The 16,846-nt window shown below is 71.8% G+C and carries 14 protein-coding genes; 10 read left to right on the top strand and 4 right to left on the bottom strand.

From position 1 onward, the window contains the following. The first annotated feature begins 9 nt into the window (after window positions 1–9). From nuoL to nuoN, 3 genes are read left to right on the top strand one after another with little or no spacing between them, the layout of a single operon-like run. A complete protein-coding gene (gene nuoL, locus M8I34_RS10855) occupies window positions 10–1,893 on the top strand; it encodes an NADH-quinone oxidoreductase subunit L (protein WP_250049216.1) in 1,884 nt (627 codons plus the stop codon). 3 nt (window positions 1,894–1,896) lie between these two features. Beyond that, window positions 1,897–3,555, top strand: coding sequence for an NADH-quinone oxidoreductase subunit M (locus tag M8I34_RS10850; RefSeq protein ID WP_250049215.1), 1,659 nt, complete (start codon window positions 1,897–1,899; stop codon window positions 3,553–3,555). Next, window positions 3,552–5,204, top strand: a complete 1,653-nt coding sequence (gene nuoN, locus M8I34_RS10845) for an NADH-quinone oxidoreductase subunit NuoN (protein WP_250049214.1) — start codon at window positions 3,552–3,554, stop codon at window positions 5,202–5,204. Before M8I34_RS10850 ends, nuoN begins: the two co-directional genes overlap by 4 nt. 85 nt (window positions 5,205–5,289) lie before the next feature. On the opposite strand, the gene M8I34_RS10840 is transcribed toward nuoN, so the two are convergent. From M8I34_RS10840 to fahA, 3 genes are all read right to left on the bottom strand, one after another. Then, window positions 5,290–5,775: a hypothetical protein gene (locus M8I34_RS10840; RefSeq protein WP_250049213.1), complete on the bottom strand. Its 486-nt coding sequence runs from the start codon at window positions 5,773–5,775 to the stop codon at window positions 5,290–5,292. A 172-nt stretch (window positions 5,776–5,947) separates the two neighbouring features. After that, window positions 5,948–6,601: a GPP34 family phosphoprotein gene (locus M8I34_RS10835; protein ID WP_250049212.1), complete on the bottom strand. Its 654-nt coding sequence runs from the start codon at window positions 6,599–6,601 to the stop codon at window positions 5,948–5,950. Next, window positions 6,598–7,800, bottom strand: coding sequence for a fumarylacetoacetase (gene fahA, locus M8I34_RS10830; RefSeq protein ID WP_250049211.1), 1,203 nt, complete (start codon window positions 7,798–7,800; stop codon window positions 6,598–6,600). Before fahA ends, M8I34_RS10835 begins: the two co-directional genes overlap by 4 nt. A gap of 283 nt (window positions 7,801–8,083) precedes the next feature. Between fahA and M8I34_RS10825 the strand changes: the two genes are divergently transcribed. The 7 genes from M8I34_RS10825 to M8I34_RS10795 all read left to right on the top strand — a co-directional run bounded on the left by M8I34_RS10825 (window position 8,084) and on the right by M8I34_RS10795 (window position 15,641). Further along, window positions 8,084–9,364, top strand: coding sequence for an ATP-grasp domain-containing protein (locus tag M8I34_RS10825; protein ID WP_250049210.1), 1,281 nt, complete (start codon window positions 8,084–8,086; stop codon window positions 9,362–9,364). Beyond that, a complete protein-coding gene (locus M8I34_RS10820; protein ID WP_250049209.1) occupies window positions 9,361–10,563 on the top strand; it encodes an FAD-dependent oxidoreductase in 1,203 nt (400 codons plus the stop codon). The genes M8I34_RS10825 and M8I34_RS10820 overlap by 4 nt, the downstream gene beginning before the upstream one ends. Before the next feature lie 230 nt (window positions 10,564–10,793). Further along, complete coding sequence (locus tag M8I34_RS10815; protein ID WP_250049208.1) at window positions 10,794–11,054, top strand: hypothetical protein; 261 nt, start codon at window positions 10,794–10,796, stop codon at window positions 11,052–11,054. Further along, window positions 11,051–12,064: a polyprenyl synthetase family protein gene (locus M8I34_RS10810; protein ID WP_250049207.1), complete on the top strand. Its 1,014-nt coding sequence runs from the start codon at window positions 11,051–11,053 to the stop codon at window positions 12,062–12,064. Before M8I34_RS10815 ends, M8I34_RS10810 begins: the two co-directional genes overlap by 4 nt. 295 nt (window positions 12,065–12,359) lie before the next feature. Then, on the top strand, window positions 12,360–13,625 hold the full coding sequence (locus tag M8I34_RS10805) for a DUF2092 domain-containing protein (protein ID WP_250049206.1): 1,266 nt from the start codon (window positions 12,360–12,362) through the stop codon (window positions 13,623–13,625). Between the two features lie 92 nt (window positions 13,626–13,717). Next, window positions 13,718–14,776 (top strand): ABC transporter ATP-binding protein, encoded by a 1,059-nt coding sequence (locus M8I34_RS10800; RefSeq protein WP_250049205.1) that lies wholly within the window; start codon window positions 13,718–13,720, stop codon window positions 14,774–14,776. Beyond that, complete coding sequence (locus M8I34_RS10795; RefSeq protein ID WP_250049204.1) at window positions 14,763–15,641, top strand: ABC transporter permease; 879 nt, start codon at window positions 14,763–14,765, stop codon at window positions 15,639–15,641. The genes M8I34_RS10800 and M8I34_RS10795 overlap by 14 nt, the downstream gene beginning before the upstream one ends. Here M8I34_RS10795 and rarD read toward each other — a convergent pair. After that, the gene (gene rarD / locus M8I34_RS10790) at window positions 15,631–16,665 is read right to left on the bottom strand and encodes an EamA family transporter RarD (protein ID WP_250049203.1); all 1,035 of its coding nucleotides are present in this window, start codon (window positions 16,663–16,665) and stop codon (window positions 15,631–15,633) included. The two genes, M8I34_RS10795 and rarD, sit on opposite strands and share 11 nt — an antisense overlap. Window positions 16,666–16,846 lie beyond the last annotated feature (181 nt).

The raw sequence follows: 16,846 nt of genomic DNA, 5'->3' as shown, positions 1-16,846 counted from the left end.
TCGCACAAAGTGGAGAACTTGATCGCGCTGCTTGTCGCGGCACCGCTGGTCGGTGCGGCCCTGCTGCTGTGCGGCGGCAACCGACTCGACCGCACCGGCCACTTGATCGGCACGCTGTTCTCGGTGGCGTCGTTCGCCATCGGGGTGGCGCTCTTCGCCGACATGCTCGGCAGGGGCGCCGAGGACCGTGCCCTGCATCAGCATCTGTTCAGCTGGATCCCGGTCGGCGGCTTCCAGGCCGACGTCGCCTTCCAGCTCGACCAGCTGTCCATGACGTTCGTTCTGCTGATCACCGGTGTCGGCTCGCTGATCCACATCTATTCGATCGGCTATATGGAGCACGACGAGCGGCGCCGCCGCTTCTTCGGCTACCTCAACCTCTTCCTCGCGGCGATGCTGCTGCTCGTCCTCGCCGACAACTACCTTCTGCTGTACGTCGGCTGGGAGGGCGTCGGCCTCGCCTCGTACCTCCTCATCGGCTTCTGGCAGCACAAGCCGAGCGCGGCCACCGCCGCCAAGAAGGCGTTCCTGGTCAACCGTGTCGGCGACATGGGCCTGTCCATCGCGATCATGCTGATGTTCACGACGTTCGGGACCTTCGCCTTCGGCCCGGTGCTCGCCGCCACCGGCGACACCTCCGAGGGCAAGCTGACCGCCATCGGGCTGATGCTGCTGCTGGCCGCCTGCGGCAAGTCGGCGCAGGTGCCACTCCAGTCCTGGCTCGGTGACGCGATGGAGGGCCCGACCCCGGTCTCGGCCCTGATCCACGCCGCCACGATGGTCACCGCCGGGGTGTATCTGATCACCCGCTCCGGGGCGATCTTCAACGCCGCGCCGACCGCCCAGCTCGCGGTCGTCGTGGTCGGTGCGGTCACCCTCCTCTTCGGTGCGATCGTCGGTTGCGCCAAGGACGACATCAAGAAGGCGCTGGCCGGCTCGACGATGTCGCAGATCGGCTACATGATCCTGGCGGCCGGCCTCGGTCCGATCGGCTACGCCTTCGCGATCATGCATCTGGTCACCCACGGCTTCTTCAAGGCGGGTCTCTTCCTCGGCGCCGGCTCCGTGATGCACGGCATGAACGACGAGGTGGACATGCGCCGTTACGGCGGCCTGCGGAAGTACATGCCGGTCACCTTCGTCACCTTCGGCCTCGGCTATCTGGCGATCATCGGCTTCCCCGGCCTGTCCGGCTTCTTCTCCAAGGACAAGATCATCGAGGCGGCGTTCGCCAAGGGCGGCACCGAGGGCTGGATCCTCGGCGGCGCGGCCCTGCTGGGCGCCGCGATCACCGCGTTCTACATGACGCGGGTGATGCTGATGACGTTCTTCGGCGAGAAGCGCTGGAATCCCGACGAGGTGCATCCGCACGAGTCGCCGAAGGTCATGACGATCCCGATGATCGTGCTGGCCGTCGGATCGGTCTTCGCGGGCGGGCTGTTCAGCGTCAACGAGGCCTTTGTGAAGTGGCTGGAGCCGGTCACCTCGTTCGCGCACGGCCACTCCCCGGTCAGCGCGACCACCGTCACCGCCTCGACGATCGTGGTGCTGCTCATCGGCGTCGGCATCGCCTGGCTGATGTACGGCCGCAAGCCCGTTCCGGCGCTCGCCCCGCGCGGCTCGCTGCTGACCCGGGCCGCCCGCCGCGATCTGCTCCAGGACGACTTCAACCACGTGGTCTTCGTACGCGGCGGCGAGGAGCTCACCGGCACCCTCGTCCAGCTCGACCGCTCCCTGGTGGACGGCGCGGTCAACGGCACGGCGGCCTCGATGGGCGGACTCTCCGGCCTGCTGCGCCGGTTGCAGACCGGATTCGTCCGTTCGTACGCGGTCCAGATGCTGGGCGGGGCCGCCGTTCTCGTCGCCGCGACCCTGCTGATGAGGGGTGTCTGAGCCATGTCGTTTCCCCTGCTGACGGCGGTAGCCGCGGTGCCGGCGATCGGTGCGATCGCCACCGCCGCGCTGCCCGCCGCCAAGCGCACCGCGGCCAAATGGCTCGCGCTGCTGTTCTCGCTGGTCACCTTCGCGCTGGCGCTGGTGGTCGGGTTCCGCTTCGACCCCGGCGCCAAGGGCCCCTTCCAGCTCACCGAATCGCACGCCTGGATCAGCGACTTCGGCGTCCGCTACGAACTCGGCGTGGACGGCATCGCGGTCGCCCTGATCGCGCTGACCACCCTGCTGATCCCGTTCGTCATCCTGGCCGGCTGGCATGACGCCGACCCCCTGGAGGAGGCCACGCCCAACCGGCGCTGGCGGCCCACCCAGGGCTTCTTCGCGCTGATCCTGGCCGTCGAGGCGATGGTGGTGCTCTCCTTCGAGGCCACCGACGTCTTCCTCTTCTACATCTTCTTCGAAGCCATGCTGATCCCGATGTACTTCCTCATCGGCGGCTTCGGGGACCGGGCGGACGGGGACGGCGAGGAGCAGTCCGCGAGCCGGCGGTCGTCCGCGGCGGTGAAGTTCCTGCTCTACAACCTCGCCGGCGGGCTGATCATGCTGGCCGCGGTGATCGGGCTCTACGCCGTCACCGCCGATCAGCTCGGCACGGGCACGTTCTCGTTGCAGCAGATCGTCGAGGCGCGGGCGGCCGGCAAGCTGGAGATCGGCACCGGCACCGAACGGCTGCTCTTCCTCGGCTTCTTCTTCGCCTTCGCGGTGAAGGCCCCGCTGTGGCCGTTGCACACCTGGCTGCCCGGCGCCATGGGCGAGTCGACGTCGCCGGTCGCGGTGCTGATCACGGCCGTGGTCGACAAGGTCGGCACGTTCGCGATGCTGCGGTTCTGCCTCCAGCTCTTCCCCGAGGCCAGCAGCTGGGCCACCCCGGTCATCCTCGTCCTCGCGCTGATCAGCGTGCTGTACGGCGCACTGCTGGCGGTCGCCCAGCGGGACATCAAGCGTCTGATCGCCTACGCCTCGATCTCCCACTTCGGCTTCATCATCCTGGGCATTTTCGCGATGACGTCCCAGGGCCAGAGCGGCGCGACGCTCTACATGGTCAACCACGGCATCTCGACCGCCGCGCTGATGCTGGTGGCCGGCTTCCTGATCAGCCGCCGCGGCTCGCGTCTGATCGCGGACTACGGCGGTGTCCAGAAGGTCGCCCCGGTCCTGGCCGGTACGTTCCTCATCGGCGGCCTCGCCACCCTGTCGCTGCCCGGTCTGGCGCCGTTCGTCAGCGAATTCCTGGTCCTGGTCGGCACGTTCAGCCGCTATCCGGTGATCGGCATCATCGCCACCCTCGGCATCGTCCTCGCCGCGCTGTACGTCCTCGTGCTCTACCAGCGGACGATGACCGGGCCGGTGAAGGCCGAGGTGAAGAGCATGCCGGACCTGCGGGTGCGGGAACTGGTGGTGGTCGCGCCGCTGATCGCGCTGCTGCTCTTCCTCGGGGTGTATCCCAAGCCGCTCACCGACCTCGTCAACCCGGCGGTCGGCCACACCCTGTCCGTCGTGGACAAGAAGGACCCCCAGCCCACTGTGCAGGTGGACGCCGTGCCCGGTGGCAGCCGGCCCGGCCACGCCGTGCATGATCAAGACGTGGAGGCCGCGAAGTGAGTTCCGTGGCAAGTGTCCACAGCCTGTGGACAGTGGCGGCCGGTGCGCCGGGCAAGATCCCGGCACCGCACATCGAGTACGCCCAGCTGGCGCCGACGCTGATCGTCCTCGGCGCGGCGGTGCTCGGCGTCCTCGTCGAGGCGTTCGTGCCGCGCCGCAACCGCTATTACTCCCAGCTGCTGCTGACCCTGGTGGCGCTGGCCGCCGCGTTCGCCGCGGTGATCGGTCTGGCGGCCGGCGGCTTCGGCTCGTCCAAGGCGCATATCGCCGCCATGGGGGCCATCGCCGTCGACGGCCCGGCGCTGTTCCTCCAGGGCACGATCCTGCTGGTGTCCGTGGTCGCCGTCTTCACCTTCGCCGAGCGCCGGCTCGATCCGGCGGCGCATGGCAAGCATGTGGACTCCTTCGCCGCGCAGGCCGCGGCCGTGCCCGGCGGCGCCGCCGAACAGGCCGCCGTCAAGGCCGGGTTCACCACCACCGAGGTGTTCCCGATCGTGCTCTTCGCGGTCGGCGGCATGCTGGTCTTCCCGGCGGCCAACGATCTGCTGACGCTCTTCATCGCGCTGGAGGTGTTCTCCCTCCCGCTGTACATCCTGTGTGCGCTGGCCCGCCGCCAGCGGCTGCTGTCGCAGGAGGCCGCGGTGAAGTACTTCCTCCTCGGCGCCTTCTCGTCGGCGTTCCTGCTGTTCGGCGTGGCCCTGCTGTACGGCTACGCGGGCACCGTGACGTACGCCGGGATCGCCGAGGTGATCTCGGACGGCGCCAAGCAGATCGATCCGGCACTGGCGGGCACGATGGGCAATGACGCGCTGCTGCTGATCGGTGCGGCGCTGGTGCTGATGGGGCTGCTGTTCAAGGTCGGCGCGGTCCCGTTCCACATGTGGACCCCGGACGTCTACCAAGGCGCCCCGACCCCGGTCACCGGCTTCATGGCGGCCGCCACCAAGGTCGCGGCCTTTGGGGCGCTGCTGCGGCTGCTGTATGTCGTGCTGCCGGGCCTGCGCTGGGACTGGCAGCCGGTGATGTGGGGCGTCGCGATCATCACGATGCTGGGCGGGGCGATCGTCGCCATCACCCAGACCGACATCAAGCGGCTGCTGGCCTACTCCTCCATCGCGCACGCCGGTTTCATCCTCGCCGGTGTCATCGCCACCAGCAAGGACGGCATCTCCTCGGTGCTCTTCTACCTCGGCGCCTACTCCTTCGTGACGCTCGGCGCCTTCGCCGTCGTCACCCTGGTGCGGGACGCGGGCGGAGAGGCCACCGCGCTGTCCAAGTGGGCCGGGCTCGGCCGGCGTTCGCCGCTGGTGGCCGCGGTCTTCGCGGTCTTCCTGCTGGCCTTCGCGGGCATCCCGCTGACCTCCGGGTTCGCCGGGAAGTTCGCGGTCTTCAAGGCGGCCGCGCAGAGCGGCGCGGGCTGGCTGGTGGTCGTCGGTGTGCTCTCCTCTGCCATCGCCGCGTTCTTCTACATCCGCGTCATCGTGCTGATGTTCTTCAACGAGCCCAAGGCGGACGGTCCGACCGTCGCGGTGCCCAGTCCGCTGACGAGCACGGCCATCGCCGTCGGCGTCGCGGCGACCCTGGTGCTCGGCCTGGCGCCGCAGTACTTCCTCGACCTGGCCGGCCAGGCAGGGGTCTTCGTGCGCTGACGACCGGCGGCGCGCCACGGCAACGGCCGCCGCCCGGAGCCCTCGGGGGGTTCCGGGCGGCGGCCGTTCGCCGTGCGGCGGGCGGTCAGCTCTTGGGCATCCCGCTCGGCAGCTGCGGCATGTCGGGGATCTTCACGCTGCCGTCGCTGGACTTGGTGTACTTCTCCGTGGGCCCGTTCTTCCAGTCGACGGTCAGGGTCTTGCCGTCGGCGCCGGGCTTGAGGGTGCCCATGGTGCGGGTGGTGTCCCCGTCGGTGCACTTGAGCGCGGCCATGGTCATCCCGGCCATCTCCTGGACCTTGCCCAGACACGCGGCCTTGTGCCCGTTGCTGAAGGCGACGGTGCCCTTGCTGATCACGAGGACCTGCGGGCTGCCGGCCGAGCCGGCCTTCCAGGCGCCCTCGACCGCGCCGGGGCTCGCGGGCTTGTCGGCGCCTCCCGGAGTCGACGGCGCGGCGTCCGGCGACTTGCTCGGCTTGCTGTCGTTGCCGTTGTCGCCGCTGCTTCCGCAACCGCTGAGCAGCATCGCGGCGATGGCTGCCGCCCCGGCGATCTGCGCTGCCTTGCGCACGTACGTCTCCTCCGTTGTGGGACAGGGAGACGTGAGGCTAGCAGCGGCCCCGCACCGCGGTCCGGGCCGCGGCCCGTATTGCGGCACCGTCGGTACGGACTTGGTGTGGTGCTGTGACGGAGAAGCGGACATGACGGGCCGGACGGCCGTATTACGGGCGGCTCGGTCCGGCTCAGCCGGAGGCGGCATTCGACCCCGCCTCCTTGTCCTGGCGTACCGCGCGCTCCACCGCATGTACCGTCCAGATCTCCCGCGCCCACCGCTTCACCTCGCGCCGTACGGGGCGGTGCTCGCGGCTCCGCAGAAGTACGCGGTCCAGATCGGTCGCCGAGGCCAGCGCGACGAGCAACCGGCTGCGGCGGTCCGGGAACCCGGCTTTGAGCGCCCCGGCGAAGCGGTCCCGGGCCGGGCCGGCGAGATCCACCGCCCCGGCCGGGAAGCAGGTGGACGGGAAGAGACCCAGGACGCGCCGGGTCTCCCTGCGCAGCGCGCCGCGCTCCTCCAGCCGGCGCAGACACAGCTCCTGGACCGGCCGGCCGGCGCTGCGCACCCAGCGCTGTGCCTTGACGCCCCGGCGCTGCTTGTCCGGCCCTGGCAGCGCCGCCAGCGCGCCGTCCAGCACCGGATCGCCCAGCGGCAGCGGGTTGGTCACCCTGATCCGGTCGCCGCCCTCGACGGCGATCCGCCCGGCCTCCTCCAGATCGGCCAGCGCCGCGCCGGCCAGCCCGTACTGGAGGAACTTGCGGTGGTTCAGCGGCCGGCCGCGGACCGGGTCGAGGGCGAGCAGCAGCAGCTCCTCGGGGAGGGTGAGCGGCGCGCCGGTCATACGGCGGGCAGGATGCGGCCGGTGACCTCGCCCAGGCCGATCCGGGCGCCCTCGGGGCCGGGTGCCCAGGCGGTGAGGGTGACCTCGTCGCCGTCCTGGAGGTAGGGGCCCTTGCCCTGGGTGAGTTCGAGCAGGCACCCGAGCTGGTCGGGGTCGGGCCCGGAGACCGTGCCGGAGGCGAACAGGTCGCCGGTGCGCAGCGAGGCGCCGTTGACGGTCATATGGGCGAGCTGCTGGGCGGCCGTCCAGTACATGGCGGAGAACGGCGGCCGGGAGACGGTCTCGCCGTTGATGCGCACCTCGATACGGATGTCGATGCCGCCCGGCTCCACGTCCGCGTCGTCGAGGTAGGGCAGCAGCGGGACGTCCCGGGCGGGCGGCGGCGTACGGGCCTCGTCGAGGGCGTCGAGCGGGGTGATCCAGGCGGAGACGGAGGTGGCGAAGGACTTGCCGAGGAAGGGGCCGAGCGGCACGTACTCCCAGGCCTGGATGTCGCGTGCGGACCAGTCGTTGAGGAGGCAGACGCCGAAGACATGGTCGCGGAAGGCGTCCAGGGCGACGGATTCGTGCAGCGTGGACGGCGTACCGACGACGAAGCCGATCTCGGACTCGATGTCGAGGCGGAGGGAGGGGCCGAACGTCGGCGCCTCGTCCGCGGGGGCCTTGCGCTGGCCCCGGGGCCGGACGACCGGCGTGTCACTGACGACGACGGTGCCCGCCCGGCCGTGGTAACCGATCGGCAGATGCTTCCAGTTGGGGGTCAGCGCGGCGTCGTTCGGGCGGAAGATCCGGCCGACGTTGGTGGCGTGGTGCTCGCTGGCGTAGAAGTCGACGTAGTCGGCGACCTCGAAGGGGAGGTGCAGCGTGACCTCGGCCAGCGGATGGAGCAGCGGCGCCACTTCGTCGCGGTGCGCGAGGTCGGTCACCGCGCTGTGGACGGCCGCCCGGATCTGCTGCCAGACGGGGCGTCCCGCGGCCAGCAGGGGGTTGAGGGTCGGGGCCGCGAGCAGCTCGGCGTGCGGATGGATGGCGGCGGGCAGGGCGCTCGGCAGGGCGCTCAGATCGAGGACGTGGGTGCCGTAGCGGACGCCGAGGCGGCGCTGGTCGGGCGCGTCGACGGTGCTGAAGACGCCGTAGGGCAGGTTGTGCGGGCCGAAGGGGTCGCCTTCTGCCAGGTCGAACGGGCTCTGCTCGGGCATGGACAGCTCCTCGCGTTCGTCGTCGCCGGTGGGCGGCCGGGTCGTCCGGGCTGGTGGCCGCGGGCCGGCGGGGCCGTCGATCAGCGTACGGCCGGGCGGTGACCGGCGGGGCGGTCATGGGGCGCGAGGGCGTGGATGCGTACGAAGTCGGACGGCGGACGCGCCGTGCGTTGCGCCCCCACGCCTCGGCAATGTCCGGAAAAGCCTTGCTGCACTACGCAATTCGGGCCTAGCTTCCTTTCCTGGCGCGGGCCGGGGAGGGACCGCACCGTTGGGGGGACACGTGGCTCGCAGTGGCGCACGGCTCGCGGTCGACCGGAGCGTTCCGGGGCTGATCGTGAAGATCGGGGCTTACCCCCTGCACCACGGCGGCGTGGGGGCGATCCGCAGTCTGGGGCGGCTCGGGGTGCCCATGTACGCCGTGACGGAGGACCGCTTCACACCGGCGGCGGCCTCCCGCTACCTCCGTGGCCGCTTCGTCTGGCCGACCACCGGACGGGAGGAGCCGGACCGGCTGGTGACGGGGCTGCTGCGGATCGGCCGGCGGATCGGCCGGCCGGCGCTGCTGATCCCCACCGACGAAGAGGCGGCCGTGCTGATCGCCGAGCACGCCGACGCGCTCGCCGGGTCGTTCCTCTTCCCCCGGGTCGCCCCCGGCCTGCCGCGGCAGCTGGCCAGCAAACAGGGCCTGCACGAACTGTGCGTCGCGCACGGCGTGCCCTCGCCGGCCGCCGTCTTCCCCGGCTCGTACGCGGAGATAGCGGCGTATGCCGGGCGGGCGCGCTTCCCGCTGGTGGCCAAGAACCGCGAGGCGTTCGTCCGGCGCAAAAGGCCCGCCGTCTCCGGCACGACCCGGATAGGAGGGCCGGACCAGCTGCTGGACCTGGCCCGTGACTGGGGCCCGCGGCCGGGCGTGATCCTTCAGGAGTATCTGCCGCGGGAGCAGGCCGAGGACTGGATCGTGCACGCCTGCTTCGGCGCGGACCGGGCGCCGCTGGCGCTGTTCACCGGCGTCAAGGTGCGCTCCTGGCCGCCGCACGCCGGCATGACGGCCTGCGCGTATGTCGTCGACAACCCGGAACTCGCCAAAATCTCGGCGGAGTTCGTCCACCGCATCGGCTTCACCGGGATCGCCGATCTGGACTGGCGGTTCGACCGCCGCGACGGCCGGTACAAGCTGCTGGACTTCAATCCGCGGATGGGCGCCCAGTTCCGGCTCTTCGAGAACGCGGCCGGGGTGGATGTCGTCCGCGCCCAGCATCTGGATCTCACCGGGCGCGCCGTCCCCGGGGGCGCGCAGCGGGCCGGGCGCCGCTTCGTCGTCGAGAACGTCGATCTGCCCGCCCGGCTCGCGTACCGGCGCAGCGGCTCCCGCGCGCCGCACGCTCCGGCGCGGGCCTGTGGCACCGAGCTGGCGTGGTTCGCGGGCGACGACCCGCTGCCGTTCTTCACGATGCTCGTGCGGTCCGTCGGGCCGGGCGCCCGCCATCTGATGCAGCTGCGACGGGCCGGCCGCCGGGCGGGAACCGAGGCACCACTCAGGCAAGGGGAGGGACCGAAGTGAGCACTCCGGTAGCGGTCATCGGGGCCGGCCCGTACGGCCTGTCGACGGCCGCGCATCTGCGGGCGCGCGGCCTGCCGGTGCGGGTCTTCGGGCAGCCGATGGCGAGCTGGCGCACGCAGATGCCCGCGGGCATGCTGCTCAAGTCGACGCCGGCCGCCTCCAGCATCGACGCCCCGCAGACCGGCCACACCCTCGCCGACTTCTGCGCGGCGACGGGGGAGGGCCCCTACGCGTCGGACTGGGACGTCCTCCCCATCGAGGTGTTCGTCCGGTACGGGCAGTGGGTGCAGCAGCGGCTGGTCCCCGACCTGGAGCAGGTCAAGGTGGTCTCGGTCGACCGGCGGGACGACGGTTTCGAGCTGAAGCTGGACAGTGGCGAGCAGGTCGGCGCGCGGGCGGTGATCGTGGCCACCGGCCTGAGCGGGCTGGCGCACCTGCCGCCGGAACTCGCCGCCGCGATCCCGGACGGGCCGTCCGCCACGGGGCCGGTCTCGCACAGTGCGCAGCACCACGACCTGTCCGCGCTGGCCGGCCGGCAGGTGGTCGTGATCGGCGCCGGGCAGTCGGCGCTGGAGAGCGCGGTGCTGCTGGCCGAGGCGGGCGCGGCGTCCGTACGGGTGGTGGCGCGCGGGCCCGCCGCCGTGGGCTTCGGCACGCCGCCGGACCGCCAGCCCCGTCTGCGGCCGCCGTCGCCGTTCGGCAACGCCTGGTCGCTGTACGCCCTGACGCACCACGCCGGTGCCTTCCGCCGGCTGCCGGTGCCCGCCCGGCGGTATCTGGTGCGGCGGGTGCTCGGCCCGTTGGGCGCGTGGTGGCTGCGGGACCGTTTCGCGGGCCGGGTGCAGGTGACGCAGGGGCGGCGGATCGTACGGGCCACGGTCCGGGACGGCCGCCCCGTGCTGGCGCTGCGCGGCGCCGACGGGCAGGGCGGGGAACTCGTGGCCGACCATGTGCTGGCCGCGACGGGGTACCGGATGGATCTGGCGGCGCTGGATTTCCTGGGCCAGGGGCTGCGCACCGGCATCGTGACGCGGGCCGGCGGACCGCTGCTGGACGCCGGCTTCGGCTCGTCCGTACCGGGGTTGTACTTCACGGGGCTGCCGGCGGCCGCCTCGTTCGGGCCGGTGATGCGCTTCGTGTGCGGTACGGAGTTCGCCTCGCCGCGGCTGGCGCGGGCGGTGGCGCGGGCGTACGGGTGAGGCCGGGGGGCTTCCCCCGGCGGGCCCGTGGCCCCCTCGTGCGTGCGGGAAGTCATCCTGTGCTGCGGTGATTTCGCGGGGAGGGCCGGTCCCGAGGGGGCGTAGGGTCCCGCCGATGGCGGGTGGGGGTGTGCCGGGGCGGCCGTGGTCCGGGGGCCGGGCCGGGGTGCTCCGTGCCGTGTCCGGGTACGGCGGGTGGCCGGCCGTGCCCGTGAAGGAAGTGGCCGGCCGTGCCCGGCGAGAAGTGGCAGGCCTTGCCCGGAAAGAAGAAGGCCAGAAATACTCTTGTCGTTGCCGGCCTCACGCTCTCGCGCCACACCGCGTCAACCGGTGATCCAGAACCTGCCGGCCGGGTCGCTGTGCATCCCGGGTGGGTCGGGGGGCGGGCGCTCACGGTGATCGAACTGAGACCGGATACGCTGGCCAATGGTGGAGACAGCGACAGATCGACATTCAGTTTGATCGTCAGCAGACAGGAGTACCCCTCGTGACCGTCGTCGGGCCCTTCGGGCTGAGCGTGCGGGACCAGGCTCTTGAGGCCGATGTCCAGGCCGGGTTGGCGGCTGTCGAGGAGGGCCTGCTGGAGGCCACCAAGAGCGACGTGCCGTTCATCACCGAATCCGCGCAGCACCTCGTGCGCGCGGGCGGTAAGCGGTTCCGCCCGCTGCTGGTGACGCTGGCCGCCCAATTCGGTGACCCCTACAGCCCGGGTGTGGTGCCCTCCGGGGTCGTCGTGGAGCTGACGCATCTGGCGACGCTGTATCACGACGACGTGATGGACGAGGCCGATGTGCGCCGCGGGGTGGCCAGCGCAAACGCCCGCTGGGGCAACTCCGTCGCGGTGCTGACCGGGGACTTCCTGTTCGCCCGCGCCTCGCACATCCTCGCCGACCTCGGGCCGGAGGCGGTCCGGATCCAGGCCCAGGCGTTCGAACGCCTGGTGACCGGCCAGATCCTGGAGACCGCCGGCCCGCGCGACGGCCGCGACCCCATCGACCACTACCTGGACGTGCTCGCCGGCAAGACCGGTTCGCTGGTCGCCGTCGCCTGCCGCTTCGGCGCGATGATGTCGGGCGCCGACGAGTCGGCGGTCAACATCCTCACCCAGTACGGCGAGCGGCTGGGCACCGCCTTCCAGCTCGCCGACGACGTCCTGGACATCGCCAGCGATTCGCATGAATCGGGCAAGACGCCCGGCACGGACCTGCGGGAGGGCATCCCGACGCTGCCCGTGCTGCATCTGCGGGCGCGCGCCGAGAGCGACGCCGGTACGCCGGAGGACCGCGCCCTGAGCGAGCTGCTGGCCGGCGACCTCACCGACGACGCCCGGCACGCCGAGGCGCTGGCCGGCCTGCGCGCCCACCCGGCGCTCGAAGAGGCCCGCCGCGACACCGTGCGCTATGCCCAGGAGGCCCGCGCGATGCTGGCGCCGCTGCGGTCCTGCACGGCCAAGTCGGCCCTCGAAGGGCTCTGCGACGCCGTGGTGCACCGGGCCGGCTGAGGTCTCCTCCCTGCCGAGCCTGCCCGCTCATCGCCCGGGGCCCGTCCCGTGTCCCTGAGAGCCTGTCCCCGGATCCCCTAGGGAAAGATCCGACTCCTGGCGTACGGGCTCCGCCCCGAGGTGACCGTGCGTCATACCTCAGCAGTAGGACAAGTTGCTCCCGCGGGGTGACGTTATCCGCGACGCATTTTGGTGAGATGGAAAGCACCAAAGCGCGGCGGCCGGGTCACAATCAGCCCCAGGGGTGGACGAGTGGACAGCGCAGCAACCGCCGCATACGACGGAGGTAGGGCAGATGCCACGGAACGAACCGACAGAGGTCACCGACGGATGGGACGGGGAGCGCTCCCCGGGGCGCCGTAAGGCGGTGCGCTATGGCGTGCCGGTCGCGGTGGCAGGGGTGGCGGCGGCCACGATCGGGCTGGTCCCGGCGTTCGCCGGTGCCGGCTCTCCGGATCTGCCGAAGATCTCGGCCCAGGACCTGATAGCCAAGGTCGCCAAGTCGGACGTCCAGCAGCTCTCCGGGACGGTCCGGGTCTCCACGGACCTCGGTCTGCCGTCCCTGCCGGGTGCCGGTGGCGGCGCCGGAGGGTTCGGCGGTGCCCAGGGCGGCGGGAAGGGCGGGGACGGCGCCTCCGCGGCGCCCCAGAACAAGCTGATGGAGCTGGCGTCCGGTGCGCACACGCTGCGCGTCGCGGCCGACGGCCCCGAAAAGCAGCGGGTGTCGATCGTCGACAAGGCAGCCGAGTACAGCCTGGTCCACAACGGCAACGAGATCTGGGCCTACGACAGCGGCAGCAACACCGCCATGCACAGCACCGCACTCGACGCCGGCCGGCACGGCAAGCAGCACCGGGCGCCCAAGGACCTCCCCGGGGGCCTGAAGGACGCCACGCCGCAGGAGCTCGCGAAGCAGGCCCTGAAGGCGGCCGGCGACACGACCTCGGTCACCGTCGACGGCACCGCCAAGGTCGCCGGGCGGGACGCCTACCAGCTGCTGATCAAGCCCAAGCAGGCCGCCTCGACGGTCGGCTCGATCCGGGTCGCGGTGGACGCCGCCAACGGTGTGCCGCTGAAGTTCACCCTGACCCCCAAGAGCGGTGGCGCGGCCGCCATCGACGTCGGCTACACCAACGTCGACTTCGCCAAGCCCGCCGCGAACACGTTCTCCTTCACACCGCCCAAGGGCGCCAAGGTCGTCGACGGCGACAAGGCGCGGGCGAAGGCGCCGCGCGCACACGGCAAGGACGCCCCGTCCCCCAAGGACATGAAGGCCTTCAAGAAGGACATGGGCGGGCTGAACGTCCTCGGCAAGGGCTGGACGTCCATCGCCACGATCAAGGGCGACGGCTCCGGCCTGCCCTCCGGCAAGGACCAGGGCGCCGGCGGCGACGCGGGCAAGTTCCTGGACAGCATCGGCGAGAAGGTGAACGGCTCCTTCGGCTCCGGCCGGGTCTTCAGCACCCGCCTGGTCAACGCCCTGATCACGGACCACGGCACGGTCTATGTCGGCGCCGTCGACAAGCAGGCTCTGATCGACGCGGCCAACGCCGCCAAGTAACGGGCACCGCAGTATCGCGGGCCGCCGCGCCATCCCTCCACGGGTGGCGCGGCGCAGCCCGTGGGCCAGATCCGTAGACCTTGGGGGAGCCGATGCCACAGCCGCCCGCCGCAGGGCATGACGGCGCCCGCCCGCCCGCGGACGGGCCCGGCCCCCGGCCGTCCGGAGACCTGGCGATCGAGACGCGGGGGCTGACCAAGGCGTACCGCGGCGGCCAGCTCGCCGTCGACGGCCTCGATCTGGCCGTACCGCGCGGCAGCGTCTTCGGCTTCCTCGGCCCCAACGGCTCCGGCAAGACCACCACCATCCGCATGCTGATGGGCCTGATCGAGGCCACCGCGGGCAGCGCCCGGGTGCTCGGGCAGCCGATGCCCGCCGCGGGCCGCCGGGTGCTCCCCAAGGTCGGCGCCCTCATCGAGGGCCCGGCGCTCTACGGCTTCCTCAGCGGGCGGGACAACCTGCGGCGGTTCGACGCCGCCGACCCGGTCGCCGATCCCCGCAGCCGGGCCGAGCGGGTCGGCCATGCGCTGGAGCGGGTGGGCCTGGCCGCCGCGGCCGGCAAGAAGGCGCGCGCCTACTCCCTCGGCATGAAGCAACGCCTGGGCCTGGCGGCCGCCCTGCTCCAGCCGCGTGAACTGCTGGTGCTCGACGAGCCGACCAACGGCCTGGACCCCCAGGGCATGCGGGAGATCCGCGCCCTGGTCCGCGAGCTGGCGGCGGACGGCACCACCGTCTTTCTCTCCTCCCATCTCCTCGACGAGATCGAGCAGGTCTGCACCCATGCCGCCGTGATGGCCCGCGGCCGGCTGATCACCCAGGGCACGGTCGCCGACCTCTCCGCCACGGTCCTCGACTCGCGCGGCCACGGCCGGCTGACGGTGACCACCCCCGACACGGCCGACACGGTCCGCATCCTGAAGGAACACGGCCTGACCGGTCTGGAGGCCGCCGACGACCGGGTGACGGGCGAACTCCCCGACGCGGACGCGCCCCTGGGCGCGCCGGACGGCGGGGTGCCGCTGGACCTGGCGGATCTCAACGCCGCGCTGGTGCAGGCCGGGGTGCGGGTCCGCGGCTTCGGTACGGAGCGCGCCTCGCTGGAGGATGTCTTTGTGCAGCTGACCGGGGAGGGCTTCGATGTCGCAGGCTGAGACGGTGCCGCGGGCACCCCGGCCGTTGTGGTCGCTGGGTCTGCTGCGCAGCGAGATCGGTGTGACGTTCCGGCGCTGGCGCACCCTCGCGCTGCTGGCGGTGCTCGCGGGCGTACCGGTCCTGGTCGGCATCGCCGTCAGGATCGAGACCGGCGACGGCGGGCCGGAGGGCGGCGGTGGCGGCGGTGCGGGCGGCCCGGCGTTCCTCTCCCAGATCACCCACAACGGCCTCTTCCTGGTCTTCACCTCGCTCGCCGTGACGCTGCCGTTCTTTCTGCCGATGTCCGTCGGCGTGATCGCGGGCGACTCCCTCGCCGGGGAGGCGCACGGCGGGACGCTGCGCTATCTCCTGGTCGCCCCCGCGGGCCGCACCCGCCTGCTGCTGGTCAAATACGCCACGACCCTGACGTTCTGCCTGGTGGGCACCCTGGTCGTGGCGGTCTCCGCATTGGTGACCGGCGCGCTGCTCTTCCCCCTGGGCGAGGTCACCCTGCTCTCGGGCACCTCCGTGTCCTTCGGCGAGGGGCTGCTGCGGGCGCTGGCCATCGCGGTGGCGGTGGCGCTGTCCCTCGTCGGGGTGGCGGCCGTCGGCCTGTTCGTCTCGGCGCTCACCACCAGCGGTATCGCGGCCATGGCGACCACGGTCGGCCTGCTGATCACCGTGCAGATCCTGGACACCCTCCCGCAGCTGCACGCCGTCCAGCCCTATCTCTTCCCGCACTACTGGCTGTCCTTCGCGGACCTGCTCCGCGACCCCGTCTACTGGGACCAATTGCAGAAGAACCTCGGCCTCCAGGCGCTGTACGCCCTGGTGTTCGGCTCGGCGGCCTGGGCACGCTTCACCACCCGGGACATCACTGCGTGAGGCCGGGAGGCTGCGGCGGCGCGGCCTGCGCGGCGGCGTTCCGCGCGGCGGCCGCTTCCTGCGCCGCGTCCGCCGCCGGTACCGCGCCGCCCGCGGCGGCCTCGCCCGCGCGGGCCGCCGCGTCGGCCAGTGCCGTCCGCGCCCGCCGTGCGGTCCGCAGCGCGTCCCAGGTCAGCACCGCCAGGGCCAGCCACACCAGCGCGAACCCGGCCCAGCGCTCCGGCGGCATCTTCTCGTGGAAGACGGTGAGCCCCAGCACGAACTGAAAGGTCGGCGCCAGATACTGGAGCATCCCGACCGTCGTCAGCGGAAGCCGCACGGCCGAGGCGCCGAAGCAGATCAGCGGCACCGCCGTCGCGATACCGCAGGCGGAGAGCAGCAGCGCCTGGCCCACCCCGCCGGTGGTGAAGCTGGACTCGCCGTGCAGGCCGAGGAAGACCAGGAAGCCCAGCGCCGGCAGCGCCTGGAGGGCGGTCTCGGCGCTGAAGCCCTCGATCCCGTCGAGTTTGATGCCCTTCTTCGCCAGACCGTAGGTCGCGAACGAGAAGGCCAGAATCAGCGCGATCCAGGGCACCTTGCCGTAGGCGGCGGTCATCACGAGGACGGCGAGGAGACCGACTCCCACCGCCGTCCACTGCAACGGGCGCAGCCGCTCACGCAGTACCAGGACACCGAAAGCGATGCTGACCAGCGGATTGATGAAGTAGCCGAGCGAGGCCTCCAGGACATGCCCGGCATTGACCGCCCAGATGTAGAGAAACCAGTTCGCCGAGATGACCACGGCGCAGACCAGTATCAGCGCGAGCCTTCGGGGCTGCCGCAGCAGCGGGCCGATCCAGGACCAGCGGCGCAGCACGGCCAGGATGACGACGGCCACGGGCAGCGACCACAGCATGCGATGGGCCAGGATCTCGGACGGCGAGGCGGCGCCCAGCAGATGCCAGTAGAGCGGCAGCAGGCCCCACATGGTGTAGGCGGTGACACCGTAGGCGAGTCCGACACGCTGATCGCTTCGAGGCTGCAAGGGGGACCTCCTGTGGGTGCTCTTCGCCGCCCCAGTGAACGTAGCGCCGCCCGGCCCGGCTGTCATGCCTGTCTTGGCATACGGTCATGACGGCCGGTGGGGTCCGGTGCGGCCGGCCGTACCGGGGGAGTACGCGTCCGCAGACCCGGCTCAGCCGAGGCACCGGGCGCTTCGGACCGGG

It is taken from the genome of Streptomyces sp. MCA2, from assembly GCF_023544705.1.
In the GTDB taxonomy this organism is placed as follows: domain Bacteria; phylum Actinomycetota; class Actinomycetes; order Streptomycetales; family Streptomycetaceae; genus Streptomyces; species Streptomyces decoyicus.
Note: the sequence above shows the minus strand (reverse complement) of the source record. Positions and strands in the feature narration are given on the sequence as shown.